This window comes from Deinococcus actinosclerus (assembly GCF_001507665.1).
In the GTDB taxonomy this organism is placed as follows: Bacteria; Deinococcota; Deinococci; order Deinococcales; family Deinococcaceae; genus Deinococcus; species Deinococcus actinosclerus.
On the sequence record NZ_CP013910.1, the window covers coordinates 224,596 to 248,331 of the forward strand.

A 23,736-nucleotide genomic window follows, 5' to 3' on the forward strand; every position below is an offset into this window, starting at 1 on the left:
GGTTCCCAGAATGTGCGTACCTACCTTTACTGTACGTACTTGGAAAGTCGTGGGTACCCTGGCACACTGGAGGCACCGCAGGGGGGAGCCGCCCGCCTGCCCCAACCTCCCAGTTCAGACCGGCGGGCGCCCTGACAGGTCCGCCGCAGGAGTCCCCATGTCCCTGACCGAACCCCTGTCCCTTCCCGGGACCATGACCGTGATCGAACTCGCGCAGCCCGGCGGGCCCGAGGTGCTGCGCCCCGCGACCCGCCCCGTCCCCACGCCCGGCCTGGGCGAGGTGCTCGTGCGCGTGCGGGCCGTGAGCATCAACCCGGTGGACACCAAGGTGCGCCGGAACGGCCCGCTGCCCACGCTGCCGGCCGTGCTGGGCTGGGACGTGTCCGGCGAGGTGGTGGCTGTGGGGCCCTTCGTGAACGAGTTTGCCGTGGGCGACGAGGTGTTCGGCATGCTGGCCTTCCCCGAGCAGCCCGGCGCGTACGCCGAGTACGTCCTGGCCCGCGCCGGGGACATCACCATCAAGCCCGCCGAGCTGAGCCACACGGACGCCGCCGCCATGACCCTGGCCGCCCTGACCGCCGAGCAGGCGCTGGAGAAGATGAACCTGCGGGCCGGGCAGCGGATCCTGATTCACGCCGGGGCCGGGGGGGTCGGGCACTACGCGGTGCAGCTGGCCCGCGCGCGCGGCGCGCACGTGATCGCCACCGCGTCCGCCCACAACATGGACTTCGTGCGGTCCCTGGGCGCCGACGAGGTCATCGACTACCGCGCCCGGCCCTTCGAGGAGCAGGTGCAGGGCCTGGACGCCGTGCTGGACACCGTGGGCGGCGACACCGCCACGCGCTCGCTGGAGGTGCTGCGGCCCGGCGGGTGGCTGGTGTGCATCGCCGCGCAGCCCGACGCCGCGCGGGCGCAGGCGCTGGGCGTGCACGCGGCGCGCATTCTCGTGTACCCGTCGCGCGCGGGGCTGAACACCCTGGTGAAACTGGTGGAGGCCGGACGGTTGCGCTCGCACGTGAGCCGCACCTTCCCGCTGGCGCAGGTCGCGGACGCCCACCGCGCGCAGGAAACCGGACGCACGGTCGGCAAGCTGGTCCTGACCGTCCCCTGAGCCTGAGGGGGTGCAGGACGGCTGAGACCGTCAGCGGTCATGCCGTCCTGGCGGGCGCGGGGCCGCTATCCTGGGCGGCATGACCCTTTCCGCGCACGCCCTGCTGCTCCTGAACGCGCAGCGTCACGATCTGGACGACCGGCCCGACGAGCGGTCGGTGGCGCGCGACTGGGCGCACCACGTCGCGGAGGCCCGCGCGCAGGGCTGGGTGGTGGCGTTCGTGCAGTGGGACGCCCCGCACGGCGCCGGGTGGGACACCTTCTCGAAGGACTGGACGCTGCACCCGGACTTCCGCGCCGAGCAGGGCGACGTGCTCGTGCGCGCCGAGCTGCCCGACGCGTTCGCGGGCAGTGAGCTGGCCGCGCAGCTGCACGCCCGCGCCGTGCAGAGCCTGCACCTGCTGGCCCTGAGCGGCACGCCCGCGCTGGACGCCACGCTGGCCTCCGCCGAGGCGCAGGGCTTCCGGATCGAGTCGCTGGAGGTGCCCGCGTGAACCTGGACGCCACGCTGGACGTCCTCGTGCGCCTGCTCGCCACGCCCAGTCCCACCGGCTTCACCGAGGCGGCGGTGGCGCTGCTGGAGCAGGAGCTGCAGGCGCTGGGCGTGGCGTCGCAGCGGACCCGCAAGGGCGCCCTGACCTGGGAGGTCGCGGGCACCGGCGCGGGGCACGTGACGTTCAGCGGGCACGTGGACACCCTGGGCGCGATGGTCAAGACCATCAAGCACAGCGGGCGGCTGCAACTGTGGCCGCTGGGCGGCTACGACTGGGCGACCGTGGAGGGCGAGGACGTCCTCGTGCACACCCAGGCGGGGCGCACCCTGACCGGCACGGTCGTGAACGTCCGCCAGAGCACCCACGTGCACGGCGTGGCCCTGCGGGAACTGAAGCGCGAGGCGGCCGTCATGGAGGTCCGCCTGGACGAGACGGTCTTCAGCGCCGGGGACGTCCGCGCGCTCGGCGTGCAGGAGGGGGACTTCGTGAGTTTCGACGCGCGCCCCCGCGTGACCGCGAGCGGGTACGTGAAGGCCCGCCACCTCGACAACAAGGCGGCGGTCGCGGTGTTCCTGGCCGTCACGCGTGAACTGCTCGCGGCCCCCGCGCCGGTCACCGCGTCCTTCCACGTGACCACCTACGAGGAGGTCGGGCACGGCGCCGCCACCGGCATCCCCGCCCACACCGACGCGCTGATCGCGGTGGACATGGCGGCGGTGGGGGACGGGCAGACGAGCAGCGAACACTGCGTCTCGCTGTGCGTCGCGGACGGCGGCGGGCCGTACGACCACGCGCTGGGCAACCGCCTGCGCGCCGCCGCCCGCACGGCGGGCCTGGACCTGCGGGTGGACATCTACCCCTACTACGCCTCGGACGGTACGGCCGCGTGGCGCGCGGGCGGGGACTACCCGGTCGCGCTGATCGGGCCGGGCGTGGACGCCAGCCACGCCTACGAGCGCACGCACACCGACGCGCTGCGCGCCACGGGCGAACTGATGCTGGCCTACCTGCGGCAGTAGACGGCGCGGCGGGCATGGGGCTGGGTGCAGACAGCCCGGGTCCGCCGGCCGGTCGTGGCGCTGCCGGTCAGGGCGTCGGCGTGACGTGGTCGAGCGTGTCGGCGCTCAGTGCCCCCTCGGGCAGCGGCAGGTCGTTTTCACGTAGCAGGTAAGCGGTGACGTCCAGCACCTCCTGCGGGCTGAGGGTGCCCCGGCGGTCGTACGGCATGGTGTCGCGGATCAGGTCGTGCAGCGCGCGGGGCGGCAGGGCGCGGTACAGCGCGCGGAAGTCCCCGCCGCCCAGTTCGGGGGCGCTGACGCCCTCCAGGCGGTCGCCGTGGCAGATCGCGCAGGCCAGGAAGTAGGTGGTCTCGCCGCGCTGAAGCTGCCCGGCCTGCGCGGGCGTGGGGGCGGCAGGCGGCGTGGTGGGGGAGGGGGTCCCGGCGGCCACCGCACTCAGGGAGGCCAGGAGGGGCAGCAGGAGCAGGGCAGGGGCGCGGCGCACGCCCGGCACTCTAGCGGCGCGCGGCCCGGGGGCGGGTGAACCGGGTACAGTGGTCGAACCAGATGTATACAATCCGGGCTCGTCCCTGTAGGCTGGACAGGTGCTCTCTCTTCAGAAGGCGGCCAACATCCTGGGCGCATTCAGCGCCGAACAGCCCGAATGGGGCGTCCGTGCGCTCGCCGCGCACCTGGGTGTGCCGCGTGCCACCGCCCACGCCTACCTCGCCGGGCTGACCGAGGCCGGATTCCTGCGCCGCACCCCCGCCGGCAAGTACCGCCTGTCCTGGCACATCGCCGAGATGGGCGCCCAGCTCACCTCCTCGCTGCCGTGGTTCCAGGAGGCCCGCGCCCTGATCACCCGCCTCGCGCTGGACGTCCGCGCCGTGGCCTTCCTGTGCATCCTCGAAGGCGACGAGGTCGTCGCCGCCATCCGCGAACGCCACCCCGACGCCGACATCGACCTGCCGCTGGACATCTACCTGCCCGCCACCGCCACCGCCAGCGGCAAGATCCTCTACGCCCACGCCGACATGACCCCCCGCACCTTCGCCGCCTGCACGCCCAGCTCCATCACCAGCCTGGACGAGTGGCGCACCGAGGTCGCCAAGGTCAAACGCCTCGGGTACGCGTACTCCATCGAGGAATGGGTGCCCGGCCAGTGCACCCTGGGCGTGCCCTACCACGCGCTGCACACCGCGCACGGCGACACTGACACCGTCGTGGCCGCCATCGGCGTGCAGATGAGCGCCCAGCGCTACCTGCGCGAGGAACGTCACATCCGCGAGCGCGTCGTGCAGATCGTCCGCGAGGCCGAAGCCCTCCCGTAACCCGCCCGCCGACCCAGCGCGCCGCCCGGCACTGACTTCCGGGCGGCGCGCTGTTCATACGGGATTCAAGTGATTCCAAGTCACTTGGAGTCGCCTGGTGGCCCCCTCACCCTTCCGTCGCTTCGCTTCTCAGCTGCGCAGCTCTTCGAGTCCCTCCCTATCCCACAGGGGGAGAGGGGACAACGGAACGTGACCACATTAGAAGCAAGTCAATTTCATTCCGTATGAACGGCTTTGCAGGCCATTCAACCGGAGTCCGTCTCACTCCTCGGTCAGTTCGCCCGTGCGGGGCACCAGCGTCCAGTCCGTCACGGCCCAGCCCTGCGCGCCGCGCGCGAGGTTCACGATCATCGTGAAGCGCTCGCCGTTCACGTACTCGCTGTCCGTCTTCGTGTCCGTGAAGCCCACCGTGGTCGTCATGACCGCCTGCGCCCGCGTGGGCGTGTCCGTCAGCAGCCGCACGGAGCTGAACGTGAAGTTCCCCAGCCGCTCCAGCGCGAACGGCTCCTGGCCCTTCCAGCCTGCCAGCCATGGCTGCGCGCGGCTCACGGCCGCCTGCACGCGCCGCTTCACCTCGGCCTGCTGCTCGGGCGTGCGTTTCACGTCCCGGAACTGCGCTGCCACGTGCTCCGCCACGGCGCTCAGGTCCCCCAGCAGGCGCGCGGTGACGCCCAGCGCGTCGTCCTTCAGTTCCGCCATGCCCTGCGCCGACACGCGCACCGGCAGGTAGCGCACGCTGCCGCTGCGCGTATCCCGCAGCAGCGCGTCGTCCCGGCCCGACGCGCGGCGCACCGTCACCTGGGGCCACACCGGCACGACCGGCTCGCCGTACCCGTCACGGGTCACCGGCACCGACAGCAGGACGGGCCCCGCCACCACCTCGGTCCCCTGCGCGCGGTACAGGCGCAGCGTCGCCGCGTCCGTGCCGATCACCTGCGCCAGGTACGCCCGCGTGCCCGGCGTGAGGAACGCCCCGCCGATCCCGCCCCGCCCCGCGTCCGCGTTCACCCCGGCCCGCGTGGGCCAGTCCCACATGCCGACATCCGACAGGTCCTGCCCCACATCCGGGCCGTAGTTCGCCAGCCACGCCCGGCACGGCTGCGGCTGCCCCTGCGCCCACGCGTCCGCAGCGGCCGCGCCCTGCGTGAGCACCCGCGTGGCGTACGCCACCAGCACGCCCCCACTGAACACGTCGCCGCTGTTCATGCGCGCGGCGAAGGTCTGCATGAACCCCGGAAAGGCCCGCGTGTTCTCCACGAACCGCGCGCCGCCCGGCGTGGGCAGCAGCGAGTACACCACCGGCAGCGGCGCACTCTCCGCGAAACTCATGCCGTACCCGTACGCGAAGCGCCAGTCCGACCCGACCAGTTCCAGCGGCCCCCGCCCGTCCAGCTGCCGCGCCTCCAGCGTGTCGCTGTGCGCGCTGAACGCCGTCAGGAGCTTGCGGGGCGGCGAGGTCAGCGAGTACAGGTGATGCGTGAAGCAGCAGTGCGCGCCGCCCGAGAAGCCCGCCAGCAGCACCTCCGGCACGCCGTCCCCCGTCACGTCCCGGCACCAGTCCACACTGACCATCGTGTCCGAGACGGTCGCGTACGTCACGCCCGCCCGCGACAGGGTCACGCGGTCCGGCGGGTCGTCGAAGCCGTTCTCCACGGTCTTCACGGTGTACGCCCCGCAGGTGCTCAGGGTCGTCTTGGTGGTCTGGGCCGCCTGCGCGCGGGCAGGCGCACTCAGCAGCAGGGTGGGCAGGAACAGGAGCAGCAGGGCGCGGTTCATGGAAACCTCCGGAACGTGAGAGCGTGCGCCCTCATCTTCCCCGGTCTGGACGTGTGAAACCACCCCGGCTTCCACGCCCGGGCGGCGGGGTGTACACTCGCCGCACAGTCACCAGGGGTGCCGACCGTCAAGGGCGTCGGCTGAGAGAACACCGTGTTCAACCCTAGGAACCTGATCTGGTTCACACCAGCGGAGGGAGCGTGACGGGTGCCGAAGCAGTTGTCGTGTTTCGCCCCCCTCCGACGCGTGAGGGGGGCGTTTTGTTGTTGCGAATCCACTGACCTGAAAGGCCCCGACCTGATCTGCCCTGACGGGCTGCCCGGCTGACGGCAGCCCCCACATCCGGACGCCCGCATGGGTGCCCGGCGGCCCCGTCCTGTTCCCATTTCTCTGGAGTGTTCATGACCACCCTGACCCCACCCCCGACCGACCCCGCGACCGAAGCCCTGACGATCCTCGACCCGGAGCTGACCGCGCCGTTCCCGAACAGCGAGAAGGTGTACCTGACCGGCACCATTCATGCAGGGGTGCGGGTGCCCGCGCGGCGCATCCGGCAGTCGCCGACCCTGGAGCGCGTGGGCGACCTGACCCGCACGGTCCCGAACCCGGCGGTCCTCGTGCCGGACACCAGCGGGCCGTACACGGACGCCCGCCTGAGCGTGGACCTGCGCGCCGGGCTGGGCCACGCGCGGCCCTGGCTGGCCGGGGACACCCGGCTGGCACTGGCGCAGGAGCGGCACCACCCCGCGCTGGACGTCAGCGGCCCGCTGCCGTTCCCGCGCGTGCCCCGCCCCCGCCGCGCCCGCCCCGGTGCGGGGATCACGCAGCTGCAGGCGGCGCGCCGCGGCGAGATCACCCCGGAGATGGAATTCGTCGCCCTGCGCGAGGCGCTGCGGCAGGACCCGGATTTCGACCTGACCCACCAGCACACCGGGCAGGGGTTCGGGGCCGCCATCCCGCGCGAGATCACGCCGGAATTCGTCCGGGCGGAGGTCGCGCGGGGCCGCGCGGTGATCCCCGCGAACATCAACCACCCGGAACTGGAACCCACCGTGATCGGGCGGAACTTCCGCGTGAAGATCAACGCGAACCTCGGCACCAGCATCGTGACCAGCTCCATCGAGGAGGAGGTCGGGAAGATGATCTGGGCGACCCGCTGGGGCGCGGACACGATCATGGATCTCTCGACCGGGCGGCACATCCACCCCACCCGCGAGTGGATCGTGCGCGGCAGCGCCGTGCCGGTCGGCACCGTGCCGATCTATCAGGCGCTGGAGAAGGTCGGGGGCGTGGCCGAGGACCTCACCTGGGCCGTGTACCGCGACACGCTGATCGAGCAGGCCGAGCAGGGCGTGGACTACATGACCGTCCACGCGGGGGTGCGGCTGGCGCACCTGCCGCTGACCGCGCGGCGGCGCACCGGGATCGTGTCGCGCGGCGGGAGCATCCTCGCCAAGTGGTGCCTCGCGCACCACCGCGAGAACTTCCTGCATACGCACTTCGCGGACATCTGCGAGATCCTCGCCGCGTACGACATCACCTTCAGTCTCGGGGACGGCCTGCGCCCCGGCAGCATCGAGGACGCGAACGACGCCGCGCAGTTCGCGGAGCTGGACACGCTGGGCGAACTCACCCGCGTCGCGTGGGACCACGGCGTGCAGACCATGATCGAGGGCCCCGGCCACGTGCCCATGCAGCTCATCCGCGAGAACATGACCCGCCAGCTCGACGTGTGCCAGGAGGCGCCTTTCTACACGCTGGGGCCACTCACGACCGACATCGCGCCCGGCTACGACCACATCACGTCCGCGATTGGCGCGGCTCAGATCGCGTGGTACGGCACCGCCATGCTCTGCTACGTCACGCCCAAGGAGCACCTGGGCCTCCCGGACCGGCAGGACGTGCGCGACGGCGTGATCGCGTACCGCATTGCCGCGCACGCCGCGGACCTCGCCAAGGGCCACCCCGGCGCGCAGGCCCGCGACAACGCCCTCAGTAAAGCCCGGTTCGAGTTCCGCTGGGAGGACCAGTTCAACCTGTCCCTGGACCCCCTGAAGGCCCGCGCGCTGCACGACGAGACGCTGCCCGCCGACGCGGCGAAGACCGCGCACTTCTGCTCGATGTGCGGCCCGCACTTCTGCTCCATGAAACTCAGTCACGACCTGCGCGCCCCCGACGTGCTGGCCGGACTGGAGGAGAAGGCCCGCGAGTTCCGCGCGCTGGGCGGCGAGGTGTACGTGCCGCGCCAGGAACAGGCGCCCGAGGGGGAGGCGTGAACCTCGGCTGCCTGTACCTCGTCGCCACGCCCCGCGCCGGGCAACCGGAACCCGAGTTCCTGGCGCGCCTTGAGGCTGCGCTGGACGGTGGGGTGGACACGCTGCAACTGCGCTGCAAGGACTGGGAGGCAGGGGCGTACATCGCGCTGGGCGAGCGGGTGGCGGCGCTGGCCCGCCCGCGCGGCGTGCCCTTCTTCATCAACGACCGCGTGGACGTGGCCGCCGCGTGCGGCGCGGACGGGGTGCACCTGGGGCAGGGGGACCTGCCGCCCGCCTGGGCACGCAGGCTCGCGCCGGGGCTACGCCTGGGCCTGAGCACGCACGCGCCCGCGCAGGCGCATGCCGCGCTGGCCGAGGCCCCTGCGTACATCGCCGCCGGGCCGGTGCACGCCACGCCCACCAAACCGGGCCGCGCGCCCGCCGGACTGGCCTACGTGCGCGCCGTGGCCGCGCTGAAGCCCCCGCTGCCCTGGTACGCCATCGGTGGGATCGACACCTCGAACGTCCACGAGGTGCTGACCGCCGGGGCGACCCGCGTGGCGGTCGTGCGCGCCGTGCTGGACGCCCGCGACCCCGCGCAGGCGGCCTCTGACCTGCTGGGGGCGCTGCGGGGGGTGCCCGCGTGACCGGCCCCGCCACCCTGACCGTGAACGGCGAGGCGCGGCCCCTCACGCCCGGCCTGACCCTGCACGCCCTGCTGCGTGACCTGAACGTGAACCCCTCGCGCGTGGCGGTGGGCGTGAACGACGACGTGTACCCCGGCGCCCGCGCGCCGCACCGCACCCTGGAGGCCGGAGATGTCATCGAGATCGTCCGCGTTATCGGGGGGGGCTGACAGTTCCGGGGCAGCGTGGGTCGTCAGACCCTCTGCCCCCGAGCGGAGCGAGCAGGAACAGGTGCGGGTTCTGCGGAATGGAGAACCTGCGCGTCCATTCACCGGAGGTTCGTCATGAAGCAGCATCCGCACACGCCCGACCCCCTCACCCTCGGCGGGAAGACCTTCACCTCGCGCCTGATGACGGGTACGGGCAAGTTCACGGATTTCGGCGTGATGCGCGAGGCGCTCGCCGCGAGCGGGTCGCAGATCGTGACCGTCGCCATCCGCCGCGTGGAGCTACGCGCGCCGGGGCACGACGGCTTACTGGATGCCCTGAACTGGGACGCCCTGCAACTCCTCCCGAACACCGCCGGGTGCCGCACCGCCGACGAGGCCCTGCGGGTCGCGCGGCTGGCGCGCGTGGCGACCGGCGTGAACTGGATCAAGCTGGAGGTCATCCCCGACGCCCGCTACCTCCTGCCCGACCCGGTCGGCACGCTCCGCGCCGCCGAGGCACTGGCCGCCGACGGGTTCACGGTGCTGCCGTACGTGCAGGCGGACGCGGTGCTGGCCCGCGCGCTGGAGGACGCGGGGTGCGCCGCCGTGATGCCCCTGGCGAGCCCCATCGGCTCCGGGCGGGGCCTGCGCAGCCCCGAGCTGCTGCGGACCGTGCTGGACGGGGCGCGCGTGCCCACCATCGTGGACGCGGGCCTGGGCGTCCCGAGCGACGCGGCGCAGGCACTGGAACTCGGCGCGGACGCCGTGCTGGTGAACACCGCGATTGCCGAGGCGCGCGACCCGGTCGGCATGGCCCACGCCTTCGCGCTGGGCGTGCAGGCGGGCCGCGCGGCGTTCCTCGCGGGGCGCATGCCGGAACGCGCGCAGGCCAGCCCCAGCAGCCCCACGAGCGGGGTGGTGCGCCTGCCCGACCCGGAAGTGCCCGTGTGAACCGCGCGCGGGAGGTGATCGTGGTGGGCGGCGGCCTGATCGGGTCGCTGGTGGCGTTCACGCTGCGTCGGGCGGGCGCGGACGTGCTGGTGCTGGACGCGGACCGGCCGGGCGCGGCGTGGCGGGCGGCGGCGGGCCTGCTCACCCCGGACGGCGAGCGGCTGCGCGGCACGCCCCTGCACGCGGACGCGCTGGAGGGCCTGCGCCGCTGGCCGGCGCTGGCGGCGCAGCTGGAACGGTCTGGGCTGCCCATTCACTTGCGCCCCGGCGTGGCCCGCGTGCAGCGCGGCGGTGGGGTGGCCTGCACACCGGGGGAGGGGAGCCTGCACCCGCCCTCGGTGGTCCGCGCCGCCCGGCAGGGGCTGGAGGTGATGGCCGCGCAGGTCCAGGGCCTCGTGCCGTCGGGTGGCGGGGTGCGGGTGCGGACGGACGCGGGCGACTGGTTCGCCGGGCAGGTGATCCTCGCGGCGGGCGCGTGGAGCGGCGCGTTAGGCGTGGATGTGGGGGCGCAGCAGGGGCAGGCGCTGCTGCTGCGCGGCGCGGAGGATGTGGGGGCGCGATATGGCCCGCCCGCGCGGGGTTGCTCCCGGTACGCGCTGTCCCGCCCGGACGGCCTGTACGTCGGCGCGACCAGCCGCGACACCTGGGCCACCACACCCGACGCCCACGCGGCCCGCTGGTTGCGTGGCGCCGCCCGGACGCTCGTGCCCGGCGCAGACGGGGCGGAGGTCGCCGCGCACCTCGTGGGCCTGCGCCCGGTCACGCCGGACGGGCGGCCGCTGGTCGGCCAGCACCCCACCCTGCCGGGGGTGCTCGTCGCGGCGGGGCACGGGCGGCACGGGTCGCTCCTCGCCCCGGTCACGGCGGCGCGCGTGCTGGCGCTGGCGGAACGCGGGGTGAAGATGAATTGCGGTGAGCCGCAGGCGAACCCGACCGGAGGGAGAGGCAACAACCACCGGAGTTCAGGAGATGGACGAACGTCCGGTGGTGTCCCGGACGTTCGGGAATCGTATGAATCCGGTGTCAGCGCGTGACCGTTCCAGTCGCCCTGACCATCGCGGGTTCGGATTCCGGCGGCGGGGCGGGCATCCAGGCGGACCTGAAGACCTTCGAGGCGCACGGCGTGTACGGCACGAGCGTCCTGACGCTGATCACCGCGCAGAACACGCGGGGCGTGCAGGCGGCGCACCCCCTGCCGCCAGAGCTGGTCGCGGCGCAGCTGCGTGCCGTGCTGGACGATTTCCCGGTCGCGGCGGTGAAGACGGGTGCGCTGGGGAACGCGGGGCGGGTGCGCGCGGTCGCAGACGTCCTGCGGGGCCGCCATCTGCCGCTGGTCGTCGATCCGGTCATGCTCGCCAAGAGTGGGGACGCCCTGCTGGACGCCCGCGCCCTGCACGCCCTGCGGGACGAGCTGCTGCCCCTGGCGACACTGGTCACCCCGAACGTCCCCGAATGGGCGGCCCTGCGCGCGGCGGGCGTGCCGGACACCACGCCGCTGCTCCTGAAGGGCGGGCACGCGCCCGGCGAGACCGTCACCGACGAGCTGCGCGCCCACGGGCACCACCTCACGCTGAGCGCGGCGCGGCAGCACACCCGGCACACGCACGGCACCGGCTGCACACTGTCGGCGGCGATCACCGCGAACCTCGCGCGCGGTCTGGCCCTGCCGGACGCGGTGCAGGCCGCGCACGCCTACCTTCAGGCCGCGATCCGCGCTGCGCCGGGGCTGGGCGGGGGGCACGGGCCGCTGGGGCACCGGGCGGCCGGGCTGACCCTGCAACCCAGACCACACCCGACCTAACGCTCGTTAGGTACACTGGGGGCAAGTCCCCATCCGGAGGTTGTCCCCATGACCCACCCCACCCCCGCCCAGACCGGTATCACACCCGGCGAAACTGCCGAGCAGCACGCCCACTTCGAGGCCCGCATCGCCCGCGGCGAGAAGATCGAGGCCGGCGACTGGATGCCCGCCGAGTACCGCCGCCAGCTCATCCGCATGATCAGCCAGCACGCCCACAGCGAAGTCGTCGGCATGCTCCCCGAAGGCGAATGGATCACCCGCGCGCCCAGCCTGAAACGCAAGACCATCCTCATGGCCAAGGTCCAGGACGAGGCCGGGCACGGCCAGTACCTCTACCACGCCGCCGAAACGCTCGGCGCCACCCGCGAGGACATGCTGCAGGCCCTCCTGAGCGGCAGGGCCAAATACAGCAGCATCTTCAACTACCCCACCCACACCTGGGCGGACGTCGGCATGATCGGCTGGCTCGTGGACGGCGCTGCCATCAAGAACCAGACCATGCTCGCCGGCTGCTCCTACGGCCCGTACAGCCGCGCCATGGTCCGCATCTGCTCGGAGGAAACCTTCCACCACAAGCAGGGCAAGGAAATGATCGTCGCCTACGCCCAGGGCACCCCCGAGCAGCGCGCCATGGCGCAGGACGCCCTGAACCGCTGGTGGTGGCCCGCCATGATGATGCTCGGCCCACACGACGCCGACAGCCCCAACAGCGGCGTCCTGAGCAAATGGGGCATCAAGCTCAAGAGCAACGACGAGGTCCGGCAGGAATTCATCAACGAGCACGTCCCCGAACTGCTCGAAGCGGGCCTCACCATCCCCGACCCGGACCTCCACCAGGACGGGCAGGGCAACTGGCGCCACGGCCCCATCCACTGGGATGAGTTCTGGGCCGTCATCCGCGGCGAGCAGGGCCTCAACAGGGAACGCCTCGGTGCCCGACAGGCCGCCCACGACGACGGCGCCTGGGTGCGCGACGCCCTCCAGGCCTACGCAGACCGCCAGCGCGCAGTCGCGGCCGACTGAAGAACCCCTCAGTCAGCTTCGCTCAAGGGGAGCCAACCACCACAGGGGCTCCCCTCTGAGGGGAGCTGGCCGCGCAGCGGACTGAGGGGTCACCCTGCAGCCCAGAAAGGAACTCTATCCATGACTCAACCTCAATCCTCTTCTCCCGACACGCAGTGGCCGCGCTGGGAGGTGTTCAAGCAGGACGCCCCGAACCGCCCGCATCAGGCGGTGGGCAGTGTGCATGCCGGTGATCCCCAGCACGCGCTCCTCACTGCGCGGAACGTGTTCGTGCGCCGCCCGGCGGCCGTGAGCCTCTGGTGCGTCCGTGAGGATGACATCCTGACCGCCACGCCCGAGGAACTGACCACGAATTCCGCGCTGCTGGATACGCCGGGCGAGGCCGGAACGTACCACGTGGGCGTGAAACGCACGAACAAGCGCAGCATGACCTTCGTGGATCTCAGCGGCACCGTGCAGGCCAGCGGGAGCGGCGACGCGCTGCGGCAGGCGCAGAGCCTGCACCCCGACGTGCTCGCCTGGATGGTCTTCCCGGAAACGGCCGTCGTCCGCACGGACGAGGACCCCGGCACCGTCGAGAGCTGGTTCGCGCCCGCGAAAGACAAGACGTACAAGCAGCAGCAGCACTACGGCGTGATCGGCCGTCACGTCGGCGAACTGAAACGCGCCGGGCTGATGCCGGGCCGCGCCGCCAGCGAGGAAGGCGCATGACCACCACTCCATCCATCAGCGGCACCGAACTGACCGACACGCAGACGCGAGCCCTCCTCCTGAAACTCACGGTCCTGGCCGACGACGAGATCATCCTCGCGCACCGCGACGGCGAGTGGACCGGGCACGCCCCCATCCTGGAAGAGGACATCGCGCTGGCGAACATCGCGCAGGACGAACTCGGGCACGCCGGGCTGTACCTGAGCCTCGCGCAGACCCTCGGCGGCAGCGACCCCGACCAGGTCGCCTTCTGGCGTGGCCCGGACGACTACCGCAACACCCGCCTCGTGGAACTCCCGAAAGGCGACTGGGCATTCACGATGGTCCGGCAGTTCCTGTACGACACCTCCGAAGCGCTGTGGCTGGAGGCCGCCACCCGCAGCACCTACGCGCCCCTGGCAGAAATTGCCGCGAAGGCCGTGCGCGAGGAGAAATTCCACGTGCAGCACACCGCCCTGTGGGTCGAACGCCTCGCCCTGGGCACGCCGGAGAGCGAACGCCGCACCCAGGCCGCCCTGACCGAACTGTGGCCGCACGCCGCGCAGCTCTTCCAGCCCGTCGAGGGCGAGGCCGAGCTGACCGCCTCTGGCATCCTGACCGACCTGAACGCCGTGCACGCCCGCTGGAGCGACCTCGTCACCCGGCACCTCGTGGACAAATGCGGCCTCACCCTCCCCGACGCGCCCGCCACCCAGCCCGGCCGCGACACGCACACCGAGCACCTCGCCCCCCTGCTGGAAGAGATGCAGCGCGTCGCCCGGCAACACCCCGACGCCGAGGTCTGGTGAACGGGCGGATGGCAGAAGGCGGAAGGCAGAAGGCAGAGTGCCCTGCATCATCGGCCATCAGCATTCAGCCATCTGCCGTCTGGGCCGCGCTGGCCAGCGTCCCAGATCCCGAGATTCCCGTCGTGAGCATCACGGACATGGGCATGGTCCGCGACGTGACCGTGAGCGACGCGGGGCGCGTGACGGTGACGTTCACGCCCACCTTCAGCGGCTGCCCCGCCCTGCACGTCATCCGGGACAGCATTGAGCAGGCGGTGCGCGACCTGGGTGTCACGGACGTCGAGGTCCGCAGCACCCTCACCCCCCCCTGGACGACCGACTGGATCAATGACGACGCCCGGGAGCGGCTGCGGCAGTACGGCATCGCGCCCCCCGCCCCCACCGGGGAAGGGCAACTGATTCAGCTGGACGCGGAACCCACCCGCTGCCCCCGCTGCGGCAGCCTGAACGTCCGCATGACCGCCTCGTTCGGCCCGACCCTGTGCAAGCGCATGTACGTCTGCGACACCTGCCGCGAACCCTTCGAGGGCTTCAAGAGCGTATGAGTGACATTCAGCCGGAGGCCCTGGAGACGCTGCGTGGAATACAGGAGCGACTGGCTGCTTTTCCCAGGATGCACGGGAAATACAGGCTGGATTTGATCTCTACGGCAGAGTGGCAGCGGGGCGGTTTGAGTGAAGAAGAGATGCTTGATCGGCTCTTCAAGCTGTGGGGTGAGCACGAAACTCTCAGTGCATACCTGGAAAAAATGCCGCCCATTGCCTCGCAAGGGCAGGTCGCGTCAGGTTGGGTGGAGTACGCAACCAACCCCAGCGATGCCCCTGAGTTTCTGCGTCAGTCATTGATAGGCGGCGGAAGCATCGGCCACACGGTCGAAACTGTACCTGCACGTGTCGCCGAAGAATTGGTCACTGACTTTTTCGGTCTTTTTGAGCAGCCCACCGCTTACTCAGGTTTGGGGTGGAGCGATCCCCAATACGTCTTCGAAAACGGTGTTGTTATTCTCGACGAGAAAATGGCTGGCATGTTCCTCGTGGTTGAGAGCGACTGAGTCTCAATGTTCAAGCCCTGGACGGTCTCAACAGAAAAATTACTTTCATGCCGTCAGGATCACCGGTTTCCCTTTGGTGATCATGATGGTGTGTTCGACGTGGGCGGCGAGGCCGCCGTCGGTGGTGGCGAGCGTCCAGCCGTCGCGGCGGGTGCGGACTCGGGGGCTTCTGCCGGTGCTGATCATGGGTTCCACGGCGATCACGAGGCCCTCGTGCAGGGGTTTGCGGAGTGCGGGGCGGTAGTAGTTCGGGACGTCGGGTTTCTCGTGGATGGCGCGGCCCACGCCGTGCCCCTGAAGTTCCGGCAGGAGGGTGAAGCCCCGGCGCTGAACCTCGGTCTGAATGGCGCGCCCGATGCCGTTCAGGGGTTGTCCGGCGCGGGCGGCGTTCAGTCCGCGCGCCAGGGCAGCCTCGGCAGCCTCGATGAGGCGGGCGGCGGTGGGGGAGACGGGCGGCACGGCGACCGTGATGGCGGCGTCCGCGACGAACCCGCCGACGTTCGGCGTGACGTCGATGCACACCACGTCCCCCGCCTGAAGCGGGCGGTGGGTGGGCAGGCCGTGGACGATGTCGTCGTTCACGCTGATGAACACGTTCACGGGCGCGCCGTACTCGGCCCGCGGGGCGGAGAACGCCCCGAACCCCGCGAACACCTGCCCGGCCAGGGCGTCCAGTTCGGCGGGCGTCACGCCCGGTTCGACGGCGGCGCGCAGGGCGTCCAGGGTGCGGGCGACGACCTGCCCGGCGAGGGTCATGCCGTCCAGTTCATGCTGCGTGGTGATCGTCATGCAGCAGTGTAAGCGCGTCGTTGCAGTTCGGACTGTGGTGGAGCGGTGAGCTGCATGTTTGCCCGGCTCCCCCTCAACATCAGATCGAATCTTCTTTCTCTCCAAGGAGCGTTTCTTTGTGACTCAATCAATCACTTCTGATCTTCTTCGTCCGGCGTCTTACGTGTCTGGTTCGTGGCATGCGAATGCGGATGGGCAGGTGCTCTTGGACGCGGTGTATGGGCGTCCGGTGGCTGTGATTTCCTCGGAGGGCGTGGATTTCGGCGGGGCGCTGGCGTATGGCCGGCGGGCGGGTGGGGCGCTGCGGCGCATGACGTTCCATGAGCGGGCGCGGGCGCTGAAGGCGCTGGGCGCGTTCCTCATGGAGCGCAAGGAGGCGTACTACGCCCTGAGTGCGTTGACGGGCGCGACGCGGCGGGATTCGTGGGTGGATATCGAGGGTGGGATCGGCACGCTGTTCAGTTACGCGAGTGCGGCGCGGCGGGAACTGCCGGACGAGCGCTTCTGGCCGGACGGCAAGGTGGAGCGCCTGGGGCGCGAGGGGACGTTCGTGGGGCGTCACCTGCTCGTGCCGCGTGAGGGCGTGGCGGTGCAGATCAATGCGTTCAACTTCCCGGTGTGGGGGATGCTGGAGAAGTTCGCGCCGGCGTTCATCGGGGGGATGCCGAGTCTGGTGAAGCCCGCGCCGCAGACGGCGTACCTGACCGAGCGGGTCGTGCGGGACATCGTGGCGTCGGGCCTGATTCCGGAGGGGACGCTGCAACTCGTGACCGGAGAGCCGGGGTCGCTGCTCGATCACGTGGAGGAGCAGGACGTGGTGGCGTTCACCGGGTCGGCGGCTACAGCGGCGAAACTGCGGGTGCATCCGGCGATCGTGGGGCGGTCAGTGCCGTTCAATGCGGAGGCGGACAGTCTGAACGCGTCTGTGCTGGGCCTGTCGGTGAAGCCCGAGGACCCGGAATTCGCGCTGTTCGTGCGCGAGGTGGCGCGCGAGATGACCGGGAAGGCCGGGCAGAAGTGCACCGCGATCCGCCGGGCGCTGGTGCCGTCCCATCTGGTGGAGGCGGTGACGGAGGGCCTGCGCCGCGAGTTGAGCAAGGTGACGCTGGGCGACCCGGCGCGCGACGACGTGCGGATGGGCGCACTGGTGAGCGTGGAGCAGCGTGAGCGGGTCCGTGAGACGCTGGAGAAGTTGCAGGCCGAGGCCCGCGTGGTGATCAGCGGCGAGGCGCAGCTGCTGGGCGGCGACCGCGAGAAGGGCGCGTTCCTCGACCCGACGGTGCTGCTGTGCGAGAGCCCCCTGACCGCGCGGGGACCGCACGAGCTGGAGGCGTTCGGGCCGGTGGCGACGCTGCTGCCGTACGACTCGCTGGAGGACGCGATTCACCTCACGAAGCTGGGCCGGGGGTCGCTGGCCGGGAGCATCGTGTCCCGCGACCGCGCCGAGGCGACGGAACTCGTGCTGGGCATGGCGAGTTCGCACGGGCGCCTGCTGGTGCTCAACCGCGACAACGCGAAGGAGAACACCGGGCACGGGTCGCCGCTGCCACAGCTGAACCACGGCGGGCCGGGCCGCGCGGGGGGCGGCTCGGAACTGGGGGGCCTCAGCGCGGTGCGGCACCACATGAACCGCGTGGCGGTGCAGGCCGACCCGACCACCCTCACCGCGATCACGCGGGAGTTCGTGCCCGGCGCGGACGTGCAGGAGGACGTGGTGCACCCCTTCCGCAAGTCCTTCGACGAGATTCAGGTGGGGGACAGCCTCCTCACGCACCGCCGGACCGTCACGGAGGCGGACATCGTGAACTTCGCCGGCCTGACCGGCGACCACTTCTACGCGCACGTCGATGAGATCGGCGCGCGGGAGGGCATCTTCGGGAAGCGCGTGGCGCACGGCTACTTCCTGATCTCGGCGGCGGCGGGGCAGTTCGTGTCGCCCGCGCCGGGGCCGGTGCTCGCCAACTACGGCCTGGAGAACCTGCGGTTCATCGAACCCGTCGGCATCGGGGACACCATCCGCACCCGGCTCACCTGCAAGCGCAAGATCCGCAAGGACCTGCGCCCCGGCGAGACCCGCCCGACCGGCGTGGTCGAGTGGCGCAGCGAGATCACCAACCAGGACGGCGTCCTGGTCGCCACGTACGACATCCTCACGCTCGTCGAGCGGGCGCGCGACGGGTTCGATCCGCCCGCCGGGGAGAGCGGCGTTCAGGCGTAACCCCGGGCCGTGACCGGAGGCGGGGCGTGCCGTGGCGTACGCTCCGCCTATGTCATTCGTCACTGGACTGGATCACGTGCAGATCGAGGCTCCGGCGGGGTGTGAGGCGCAGGCCCGCGCGTTCTTCGGGACGTTCCTGGGGCTGCCGGAACGCGTGAAACCTGAAGCCCTGCGGCGCAATGGTGGCGTATGGTTCGGCCTGCCGGACGGCTGGCAGCAGCCCGTGGGCGTCACGCCGGAGGTCGTGCCGCGCGGGAAGGGTCACCCTGGCCTGCGCTGCGCCGATCTGGCGGCGTTCACCGCGCACGGCGTTCGTCACGGCGTGCCGTACCGCGCCGATCGGGAGGCCGGGGTGGCCCGCGTGTTCCTGACCGATCCGTTCGGGAAGCGGCTGGAGGTCGTGCCGCGCGGCCATCCGGGCGTGCGCCGAGCGGCGGGCGGGTCAAGGAATCGTGAATTCACGCGCCTGACGGGGCCTTCCGGGCGGATGGTACGTTGACCTCATCCGGCAACAACTCCCGCCCGTTCCGCGTGTGCGTCGTGACACGCCCGGGCGGGGTGAGCGGGCGTGGAGGCGCCGGGCACGTCACGGACGGACCGTGAACGCCCCACTGGGAGGACTGCATGGACTTCACCGAACTTCTGCACGCTTTTTTCGATGAGCAGGCGGCCACCCAGCTGGGGCAGGCCGCCGGGCTGGACGCCCCGGCGGCGCGCCGCGCCCTGGACGCGGCGCTGCCCCTGGAACTCGAGGCGCTGGCCGCGCAGGCGGACACCCCGGCCGGCGGGCACATCGCCGAGGCGATCGCCAGCCTACCGCTGTTCGAGAGCGTCCCGGCCGCGCTGAACGAACCGGACGGCGCGTCGAACCTCCAGCAGGCCGGTGAGCTGCTGCTGCCCGCGCTGCTGGGCGATCAGGCCGGGACGCTGGCCGGGCAGGTGGCGGGCCGCGCCGGCATCCCGCAGGAGAGCGCGGCGCGCCTCACGCAGATGACGCTGCCGCTGCTGCTCAGCCTGCTGGGCCGGTTCGGGGTGAACGCCGGCAATGTCGGCGCGCGCCTGGGCGAGGTGCGGGGCGGCCTGGCGCAGCCCGGCGCGGCCCACGTGGAGCCGGCCGGCCTGACGGCGGGCGCGCCCCACGTGACGGCGACGACCCCGGGAATGGCGGCAGTCGGCGCCGCCGGACTGGCGGCCCTGAGCGGCCCCGCCCTGCTGGACTGGCTGCGCGCCCAGTTCAGTGGCAGGACTGCCGAGCGGATCGGGGTGGCCGCCGGGTTCAGTGGCGGCGCGGCGGGCCGGGCGACGCAGGCGGCCCTGCCGGTGCTGCTCGGCGCCCTGGTGCAGCGCGCCGGTTCGGAGGCGGGCGCGCGGGATCTGCTCGACCGCAGCGCCGCTGCCATGGATCTGGTCGGGGCGGACGGCACGCTGAAGACCGGGCTGCTGGGTGACCCGGCCGAGACGGCCCGCGTCGAGGGGCAGGGCCGCACGCTGATCGGCACGCTGTTCCCGGACATGGGCATGGTCACGGGTCGCCTGGGGTCCGCGCTGGGCGGCAGTGGCGCCAGCGCCGGGCGCCTGCTAGCGCTGATGGGCCCCCTGCTGCTGGCCCTGCTGGGCGCCCGCGCCCGCGCGGGACAGCTTGACGCCGCTGGGGTCCGGGGCCTGCTGGCCGGCCTGGAAGGTCACCTGCCGGGCCTGCTCCCGGCGGGCATGACGGGGCTGGGCGCGCTGCTGGGCGCCGGAGCGCTGAGTACCGGAGCGCTGAGTACCGGAGCACCGGGCGCCGCGACCATCCCCGTCACCCCGGCGCCCGCAGCGGCCCGCGTGCCGCCGGGGGCGGCGCCCGTCACGACCTCCCCGCTCACGACGCCCCCGCCCCCGGCGGCTCCGGCCTCGACCCCGCCCGAGCGGCGCCGGGGCTTCCCGTGGTGGCTGCTGGCGCTGCTGCTCCTGCTGGGCCTGGGGGGCTGCTGGCTGGTCAACCAGAACCGCGCGGCGACCCCGGCGGCCACTAGCGCGCAGGCGGCGAGTCTGGTGGTGACGAATCCCACGTCCGGCGCGGACCTGCCCGCCGAGGGGTTCACCATGAGCGGCACCGGCCCGGCGAACACCGAGCTGACCATCTCGGATCAGGGGCAGGAGGTCGGGAAGGCCACCGTCGGCGCGGACGGCAACTGGTCGGCGGACCTGCCCGCCCCCACCCCCGGCGAGCACACCTACAGCGTGGACGGCGGCGGCGCGCGCAGCGAGCTGAAGGTGAACGTCACCGACGCCAGCGGCACGCAGACCGGCAGCGCCGATGCGGGCAGCTCCGACGCGACGGGCACCGACACGAACGGTGCCGACACCGCCAGCACCGACCCTGCCAGCACTGATACCGCCAGCACCGACACCGCCAGTGCGGGGACGGACAGCGCGGACACCGCCGGGACGGGCGCCACCTTCACGATCAGCGAACCCGCGGCGAACGCCACGCTGCCCGCCGGGACGTTCACGCTGCGCGGCACCGGCGCGGCCGGGCAGGCAGTGGAGCTGTTCGAGGACGGCACCAGCCTCGGCACCCTCACCATCAGCGAGGACGGCGCCTGGAGCTTCGACGTGCCCAGCCCGGCCGCCGGGGCGCACACATACACGGTGCGCGGCCCGAACGGCACGGACCTCGGGTCGGTCGCGGCGACCGTCAGTGCGCCCGCAGCCGACGCCAGCGCCGCCGCCTGCGACAGGGACTACACCCTGAGCATCACCGACGGGCAGACCGTGAACGAACCCTTCCGCTTCGGCGGGGTCGGCCAGGGCGAGGGGTACAGCGTGACCGTCAAGCGCGGCGCGCGCACCATCGGCACGAAGGACGTCCCGCTGGACGCCACCTGCGGCTGGAGCTACCAGAGCCGCCCCGGCGCCGGCCGGATCACCTACGAGGTCCGCCCGCTGGGTGACGCGGCCGCCGCGCCCCTGAGCACCGTGAACCTCACCGTCGGCCGGTAAGGAACAGCCTTCACGGCCCGCGCCTCCACCCGGAGGCCGCGGGCCCGGTCCTGTGTGGGGCCGCCAAGGCAACACCCCCGCGCGGGGCGGGGGTGTCGTCCGTGCGGGCGGGGATTAGACCGCGAGCACCTGACGGCCGTTGTAGTAGCCGCAGCTGGGGCAGATGTGGTGGCTGAGCTTCTTCGCGTGGCACTGGGGGCACTCGGTCAGGTTGGGCGCGACGAGGGCGTGGTGGCTGCGGCGCATGTCGCGCTTGCTCTTGCTGGTCTTCTTCTTGGGAACGGGGTGCTTGGCCATGTCTGTTCTCCTGGGCCACACGGCGTTTCTCGCCGGGGCGCGATTCTCGCCGGGGGAACCCAGCCGAGACAACAGCGGGGAGTATACCACAGCCTCGCCGATCCGGGACAGTGAGCCGCGCCTCGCTGTTCATGAAGGTGCGTGGCCCCTCCAGCCGGGCTCCATCTGGGGTGCGTGAAGCCGCGCCGCCGGGGGGCGTCTTACAGTGGGAGGCGTGCATGAACTGGAGTGGGCGCCCATCACGCTGGAGACCGGCCTGCGTGTGCTCGACCTGATCGGCGTGCTGGCCTTCGCGATGTCCGGCGCGCTGCTGGGCGTGCGCAAACGCTTCGACCTGTTCGGCGTGCTCGTGCTGGGCTGCGTGACCGCCGTGGGCGGCGGCGCGATCCGCGACACACTGACCGGGCAGACCCCGCCGCTGTTCCTGCGGGACGAGACGTACCTGTACGCCGCGCTGCTGGGCTCCGGGCTGGCATTCGCGTTCGGCACGCGCCTGGCCCGCTTCGAGCGGACCCTGAGCATCTTCGACACGGCGGGCCTGGGCCTGTTCGCGGCGTCCGGCGCGCTCGGCGCGCTGAACTTCGGGCTGGGCCCGCTGGGCGTGGTGTTCGCCGGGATGCTGTCCGGCGTGGGGGGCGGCGTGATCCGCGACCTGATCGCCAACGAGGTCCCGGAGATCATGTACCGCAGCGAGCAGCTGTACGCCACCGCCGCCGCCGCCGGGGCGCTGACCGTGTGGCTGCTGTACCCCCACGTCACGCCGTTCCAGGCGCAGTTCAGCGGCGCGGTGGTCGTGTGGGGGCTACGCTGGATCTCCCGGCGCGGCTGGGTGCGCCTCCCGGTCCGCCGCCTCCCCGAGGACACCCCGCAGGGCTGAGCCCCGACGTGAGCTGCCAGGGAACGGTCAGCGATCCCACCCCCGCGCGGCCCGCACGGCTGGTACAACGGCAGGCATGATCCATGACGCCCGCGTGCAGCCCCTGCGGCCCGGCACGCCCCGCCGGGAGGGCTTCGTGCTGCTGTGGGTGCAGGCCAGCGTCCGCACCCGCGACAACCACGCCCTGGAATACGCCGTGCGCGAGGCCAACCGCCTGAACCTGCCGCTCGTCGCCGCGTTCGGCCTGACGCCCGGTTACCCCGAGGCGAACGCCCGCCACTACGCCTACCTGCTGGAGGGCCTGCGGGACCTGCGCGCCAACCTCGCCGCGCGGGACGTGCCGCTGCGCGTGACCCTGGGCAGCCCGCCCGAGGTGGCCCTGGATGCGGCGGGGGAGGGCGCAGCGCTCGTCGTGACCGACGTGGGCTACACCCGCCTGCAGCGCGAGTGGCGCGAGTGGCTGGCCGACCGGCTGGACGTGCCGCTGGTGCAGGTGGAATCCGAGGCGGTCATTCCCGTGGGGGTGGTCAGCGGCAAGCAGGAGTACGCGGCGCGCACCATCCGCCCGAAGATCCACCGGCTGTGGCACGACTACCTCGTCCCGCTCGACGCCCACGACCTGAAACGCCGCGCGCGCGACTGGGACGGCGGCGTGGACGTCACCGACCCCGCCCGCCTCTTGAAGACCCTTCCCATCGATCACAGCGTCCCGCCCGGCGAGGAGGAAGGCGGCGAGACCGCCGCGCACGACCTGCTGGAAGACTTCATCACCCGCAAGCTCGACGGGTACGACACTCGCCGGAACGACCCCACCGTGGACGGCAGCAGCCGCCTCAGCGCGCACCTGCACTACGGGCACCTCTCCCCGCTGACCGCCGCGCTCGCCGCGCGCGAACATCCCGGCCCCGACACCGACGCCTTCCTGGAAGAACTCATCGTGCGGCGCGAACTCAGCTTCAACTACTCCACCTACAACCCCGACTACGACCGCTACGCGGGCCTCCCTGCCTGGGCGCGCGCCACGCTGGACGAACACGCCGGGGACCGCCGCGACCACACCTACACCCGCGCCGAACTGGACGGGGCGCAGACGCACGACCCGTACTGGAACGCCGCGCAGCGCCAGATGACCCGCACCGGCCGCATGCACAACTACATGCGCATGTACTGGGGCAAGAAAGTCCTCGAATGGACCCCCACCCCCCAGCAGGCCTTCGATACGCTGCTGTGGCTGAACAACCGCCACGAACAGGACGGCCGCGACCCGAACTCCTGGGTGGGCGTCGGCTGGGTGTTCGGCCTGCACGACCGCCCCTGGACCCGCCGCCCCATCTTCGGCACGGTGCGCTACATGAACGCCGGCGGCCTGAAACGCAAATTCGACATCGACAAGTACGCCCGGCAGTGGGCGGAAAAGGGGAGCCCGGCGCCCCGCAGCCGCTAGAG

The 23,736-nt window shown here is 72.0% G+C and carries 24 protein-coding genes and 1 riboswitch; of the genes, 20 read left to right on the forward strand and 4 right to left on the reverse strand.

The genetic code is table 11. The features are described from left to right. Positions 1–157 precede the first annotated feature (157 nt). From AUC44_RS01080 to AUC44_RS01090, 3 genes are all read left to right on the forward strand, one after another. A complete protein-coding gene (locus AUC44_RS01080) occupies positions 158–1,111 on the forward strand; it encodes an NADP-dependent oxidoreductase (RefSeq protein ID WP_197408561.1) in 954 nt (317 codons plus the stop codon). A 79-nt stretch (positions 1,112–1,190) separates the two neighbouring features. After that, entirely contained in the window at positions 1,191–1,604 is a 414-nt protein-coding gene (locus AUC44_RS01085) for an isochorismatase family protein (protein WP_062157013.1), read from the forward strand. Between the two features lie 2 nt (positions 1,605–1,606). Beyond that, positions 1,607–2,623 carry a M42 family metallopeptidase gene (locus AUC44_RS01090; protein WP_062159613.1) on the forward strand — a complete coding sequence of 339 codons (1,017 nt, stop codon included), beginning with the start codon at positions 1,607–1,609 and terminating at the stop codon, positions 2,621–2,623. A 67-nt stretch (positions 2,624–2,690) separates the two neighbouring features. Here AUC44_RS01090 and AUC44_RS01095 read toward each other — a convergent pair whose 3' ends face one another. Further along, complete coding sequence (locus AUC44_RS01095; protein ID WP_062157014.1) at positions 2,691–3,107, reverse strand: c-type cytochrome; 417 nt, start codon at positions 3,105–3,107, stop codon at positions 2,691–2,693. Positions 3,108–3,207: 100 nt separating this feature from the next. On the opposite strand from AUC44_RS01095, the gene AUC44_RS01100 reads away from it, so the two are divergent. Next, positions 3,208–3,933 (forward strand): IclR family transcriptional regulator, encoded by a 726-nt coding sequence (locus tag AUC44_RS01100; RefSeq protein WP_062157015.1) that lies wholly within the window; start codon positions 3,208–3,210, stop codon positions 3,931–3,933. 261 nt (positions 3,934–4,194) lie between these two features. Here the strand turns inward: AUC44_RS01100 and AUC44_RS01105 are convergent, their stop codons facing one another. Then, the gene (locus AUC44_RS01105; RefSeq protein ID WP_062157016.1) at positions 4,195–5,709 is read right to left on the reverse strand and encodes a hypothetical protein; all 1,515 of its coding nucleotides are present in this window, start codon (positions 5,707–5,709) and stop codon (positions 4,195–4,197) included. 103 nt (positions 5,710–5,812) lie between these two features. After that, a riboswitch (TPP riboswitch) is annotated at positions 5,813–5,925 on the forward strand. Positions 5,926–6,110: 185 nt separating this feature from the next. Here AUC44_RS01105 and thiC point away from each other — a divergent pair. The 11 genes from thiC to AUC44_RS01160 all read left to right on the forward strand — a co-directional run bounded on the left by thiC (position 6,111) and on the right by AUC44_RS01160 (position 15,124). Continuing rightward, a complete protein-coding gene (gene thiC / locus AUC44_RS01110) occupies positions 6,111–7,985 on the forward strand; it encodes a phosphomethylpyrimidine synthase ThiC (RefSeq protein WP_082689112.1) in 1,875 nt (624 codons plus the stop codon). Next, complete coding sequence (gene thiE / locus AUC44_RS01115; protein WP_062157017.1) at positions 7,982–8,611, forward strand: thiamine phosphate synthase; 630 nt, start codon at positions 7,982–7,984, stop codon at positions 8,609–8,611. The genes thiC and thiE overlap by 4 nt, the downstream gene beginning before the upstream one ends. Beyond that, positions 8,608–8,820 (forward strand): sulfur carrier protein ThiS, encoded by a 213-nt coding sequence (gene thiS / locus AUC44_RS01120; protein ID WP_231724496.1) that lies wholly within the window; start codon positions 8,608–8,610, stop codon positions 8,818–8,820. Before thiE ends, thiS begins: the two co-directional genes overlap by 4 nt. Before the next feature lie 114 nt (positions 8,821–8,934). Next, the gene (locus AUC44_RS01125; protein ID WP_062157018.1) at positions 8,935–9,750 is read left to right on the forward strand and encodes a thiazole synthase; all 816 of its coding nucleotides are present in this window, start codon (positions 8,935–8,937) and stop codon (positions 9,748–9,750) included. Next, positions 9,747–10,784, forward strand: coding sequence for an NAD(P)/FAD-dependent oxidoreductase (locus tag AUC44_RS01130; RefSeq protein WP_082688897.1), 1,038 nt, complete (start codon positions 9,747–9,749; stop codon positions 10,782–10,784). Before AUC44_RS01125 ends, AUC44_RS01130 begins: the two co-directional genes overlap by 4 nt. Further along, the gene (gene thiD / locus AUC44_RS01135; protein ID WP_062157019.1) at positions 10,781–11,551 is read left to right on the forward strand and encodes a bifunctional hydroxymethylpyrimidine kinase/phosphomethylpyrimidine kinase; all 771 of its coding nucleotides are present in this window, start codon (positions 10,781–10,783) and stop codon (positions 11,549–11,551) included. The genes AUC44_RS01130 and thiD overlap by 4 nt, the downstream gene beginning before the upstream one ends. Before the next feature lie 48 nt (positions 11,552–11,599). Then, a complete protein-coding gene (paaA, locus tag AUC44_RS01140) occupies positions 11,600–12,574 on the forward strand; it encodes a 1,2-phenylacetyl-CoA epoxidase subunit PaaA (RefSeq protein WP_062157020.1) in 975 nt (324 codons plus the stop codon). A 120-nt stretch (positions 12,575–12,694) separates the two neighbouring features. Further along, positions 12,695–13,285, forward strand: a complete 591-nt coding sequence (locus tag AUC44_RS01145) for a phenylacetic acid degradation protein (protein WP_062157021.1) — start codon at positions 12,695–12,697, stop codon at positions 13,283–13,285. Beyond that, positions 13,282–14,073 carry a 1,2-phenylacetyl-CoA epoxidase subunit PaaC gene (gene paaC, locus AUC44_RS01150; protein ID WP_062157022.1) on the forward strand — a complete coding sequence of 264 codons (792 nt, stop codon included), beginning with the start codon at positions 13,282–13,284 and terminating at the stop codon, positions 14,071–14,073. Before AUC44_RS01145 ends, paaC begins: the two co-directional genes overlap by 4 nt. Before the next feature lie 122 nt (positions 14,074–14,195). Then, positions 14,196–14,618, forward strand: coding sequence for a 1,2-phenylacetyl-CoA epoxidase subunit PaaD (gene paaD, locus AUC44_RS01155; protein ID WP_417926357.1), 423 nt, complete (start codon positions 14,196–14,198; stop codon positions 14,616–14,618). After that, a complete protein-coding gene (locus tag AUC44_RS01160; protein ID WP_062157024.1) occupies positions 14,615–15,124 on the forward strand; it encodes a hypothetical protein in 510 nt (169 codons plus the stop codon). Before paaD ends, AUC44_RS01160 begins: the two co-directional genes overlap by 4 nt. 45 nt (positions 15,125–15,169) lie before the next feature. Here the strand turns inward: AUC44_RS01160 and map are convergent, their stop codons facing one another. Then, positions 15,170–15,913 (reverse strand): type I methionyl aminopeptidase, encoded by a 744-nt coding sequence (map, locus tag AUC44_RS01165; RefSeq protein WP_062157025.1) that lies wholly within the window; start codon positions 15,911–15,913, stop codon positions 15,170–15,172. A 118-nt stretch (positions 15,914–16,031) separates the two neighbouring features. Between map and paaZ the strand changes: the two genes are divergently transcribed. The 3 genes from paaZ (at position 16,032) to AUC44_RS01180 (ending at position 21,116) form a co-directional block, all read left to right on the forward strand. Further along, complete coding sequence (gene paaZ, locus AUC44_RS01170; RefSeq protein WP_062157026.1) at positions 16,032–18,131, forward strand: phenylacetic acid degradation bifunctional protein PaaZ; 2,100 nt, start codon at positions 16,032–16,034, stop codon at positions 18,129–18,131. Between the two features lie 49 nt (positions 18,132–18,180). Beyond that, positions 18,181–18,630: a VOC family protein gene (locus AUC44_RS16030; RefSeq protein ID WP_082688898.1), complete on the forward strand. Its 450-nt coding sequence runs from the start codon at positions 18,181–18,183 to the stop codon at positions 18,628–18,630. Between the two features lie 125 nt (positions 18,631–18,755). Continuing rightward, entirely contained in the window at positions 18,756–21,116 is a 2,361-nt protein-coding gene (locus AUC44_RS01180) for a DUF937 domain-containing protein (protein WP_062157028.1), read from the forward strand. A gap of 114 nt (positions 21,117–21,230) precedes the next feature. On the opposite strand, the gene rpmF is transcribed toward AUC44_RS01180, so the two are convergent. Further along, positions 21,231–21,413: a 50S ribosomal protein L32 gene (gene rpmF / locus AUC44_RS01185; RefSeq protein WP_046843905.1), complete on the reverse strand. Its 183-nt coding sequence runs from the start codon at positions 21,411–21,413 to the stop codon at positions 21,231–21,233. A 214-nt stretch (positions 21,414–21,627) separates the two neighbouring features. Between rpmF and AUC44_RS01190 the strand changes: the two genes are divergently transcribed. Both AUC44_RS01190 and AUC44_RS01195 read left to right on the forward strand, forming a co-directional pair. Continuing rightward, complete coding sequence (locus tag AUC44_RS01190; RefSeq protein ID WP_062157029.1) at positions 21,628–22,290, forward strand: trimeric intracellular cation channel family protein; 663 nt, start codon at positions 21,628–21,630, stop codon at positions 22,288–22,290. A gap of 76 nt (positions 22,291–22,366) precedes the next feature. Next, positions 22,367–23,734 carry a deoxyribodipyrimidine photo-lyase gene (locus AUC44_RS01195; RefSeq protein ID WP_062157030.1) on the forward strand — a complete coding sequence of 456 codons (1,368 nt, stop codon included), beginning with the start codon at positions 22,367–22,369 and terminating at the stop codon, positions 23,732–23,734. Positions 23,735–23,736 lie beyond the last annotated feature (2 nt).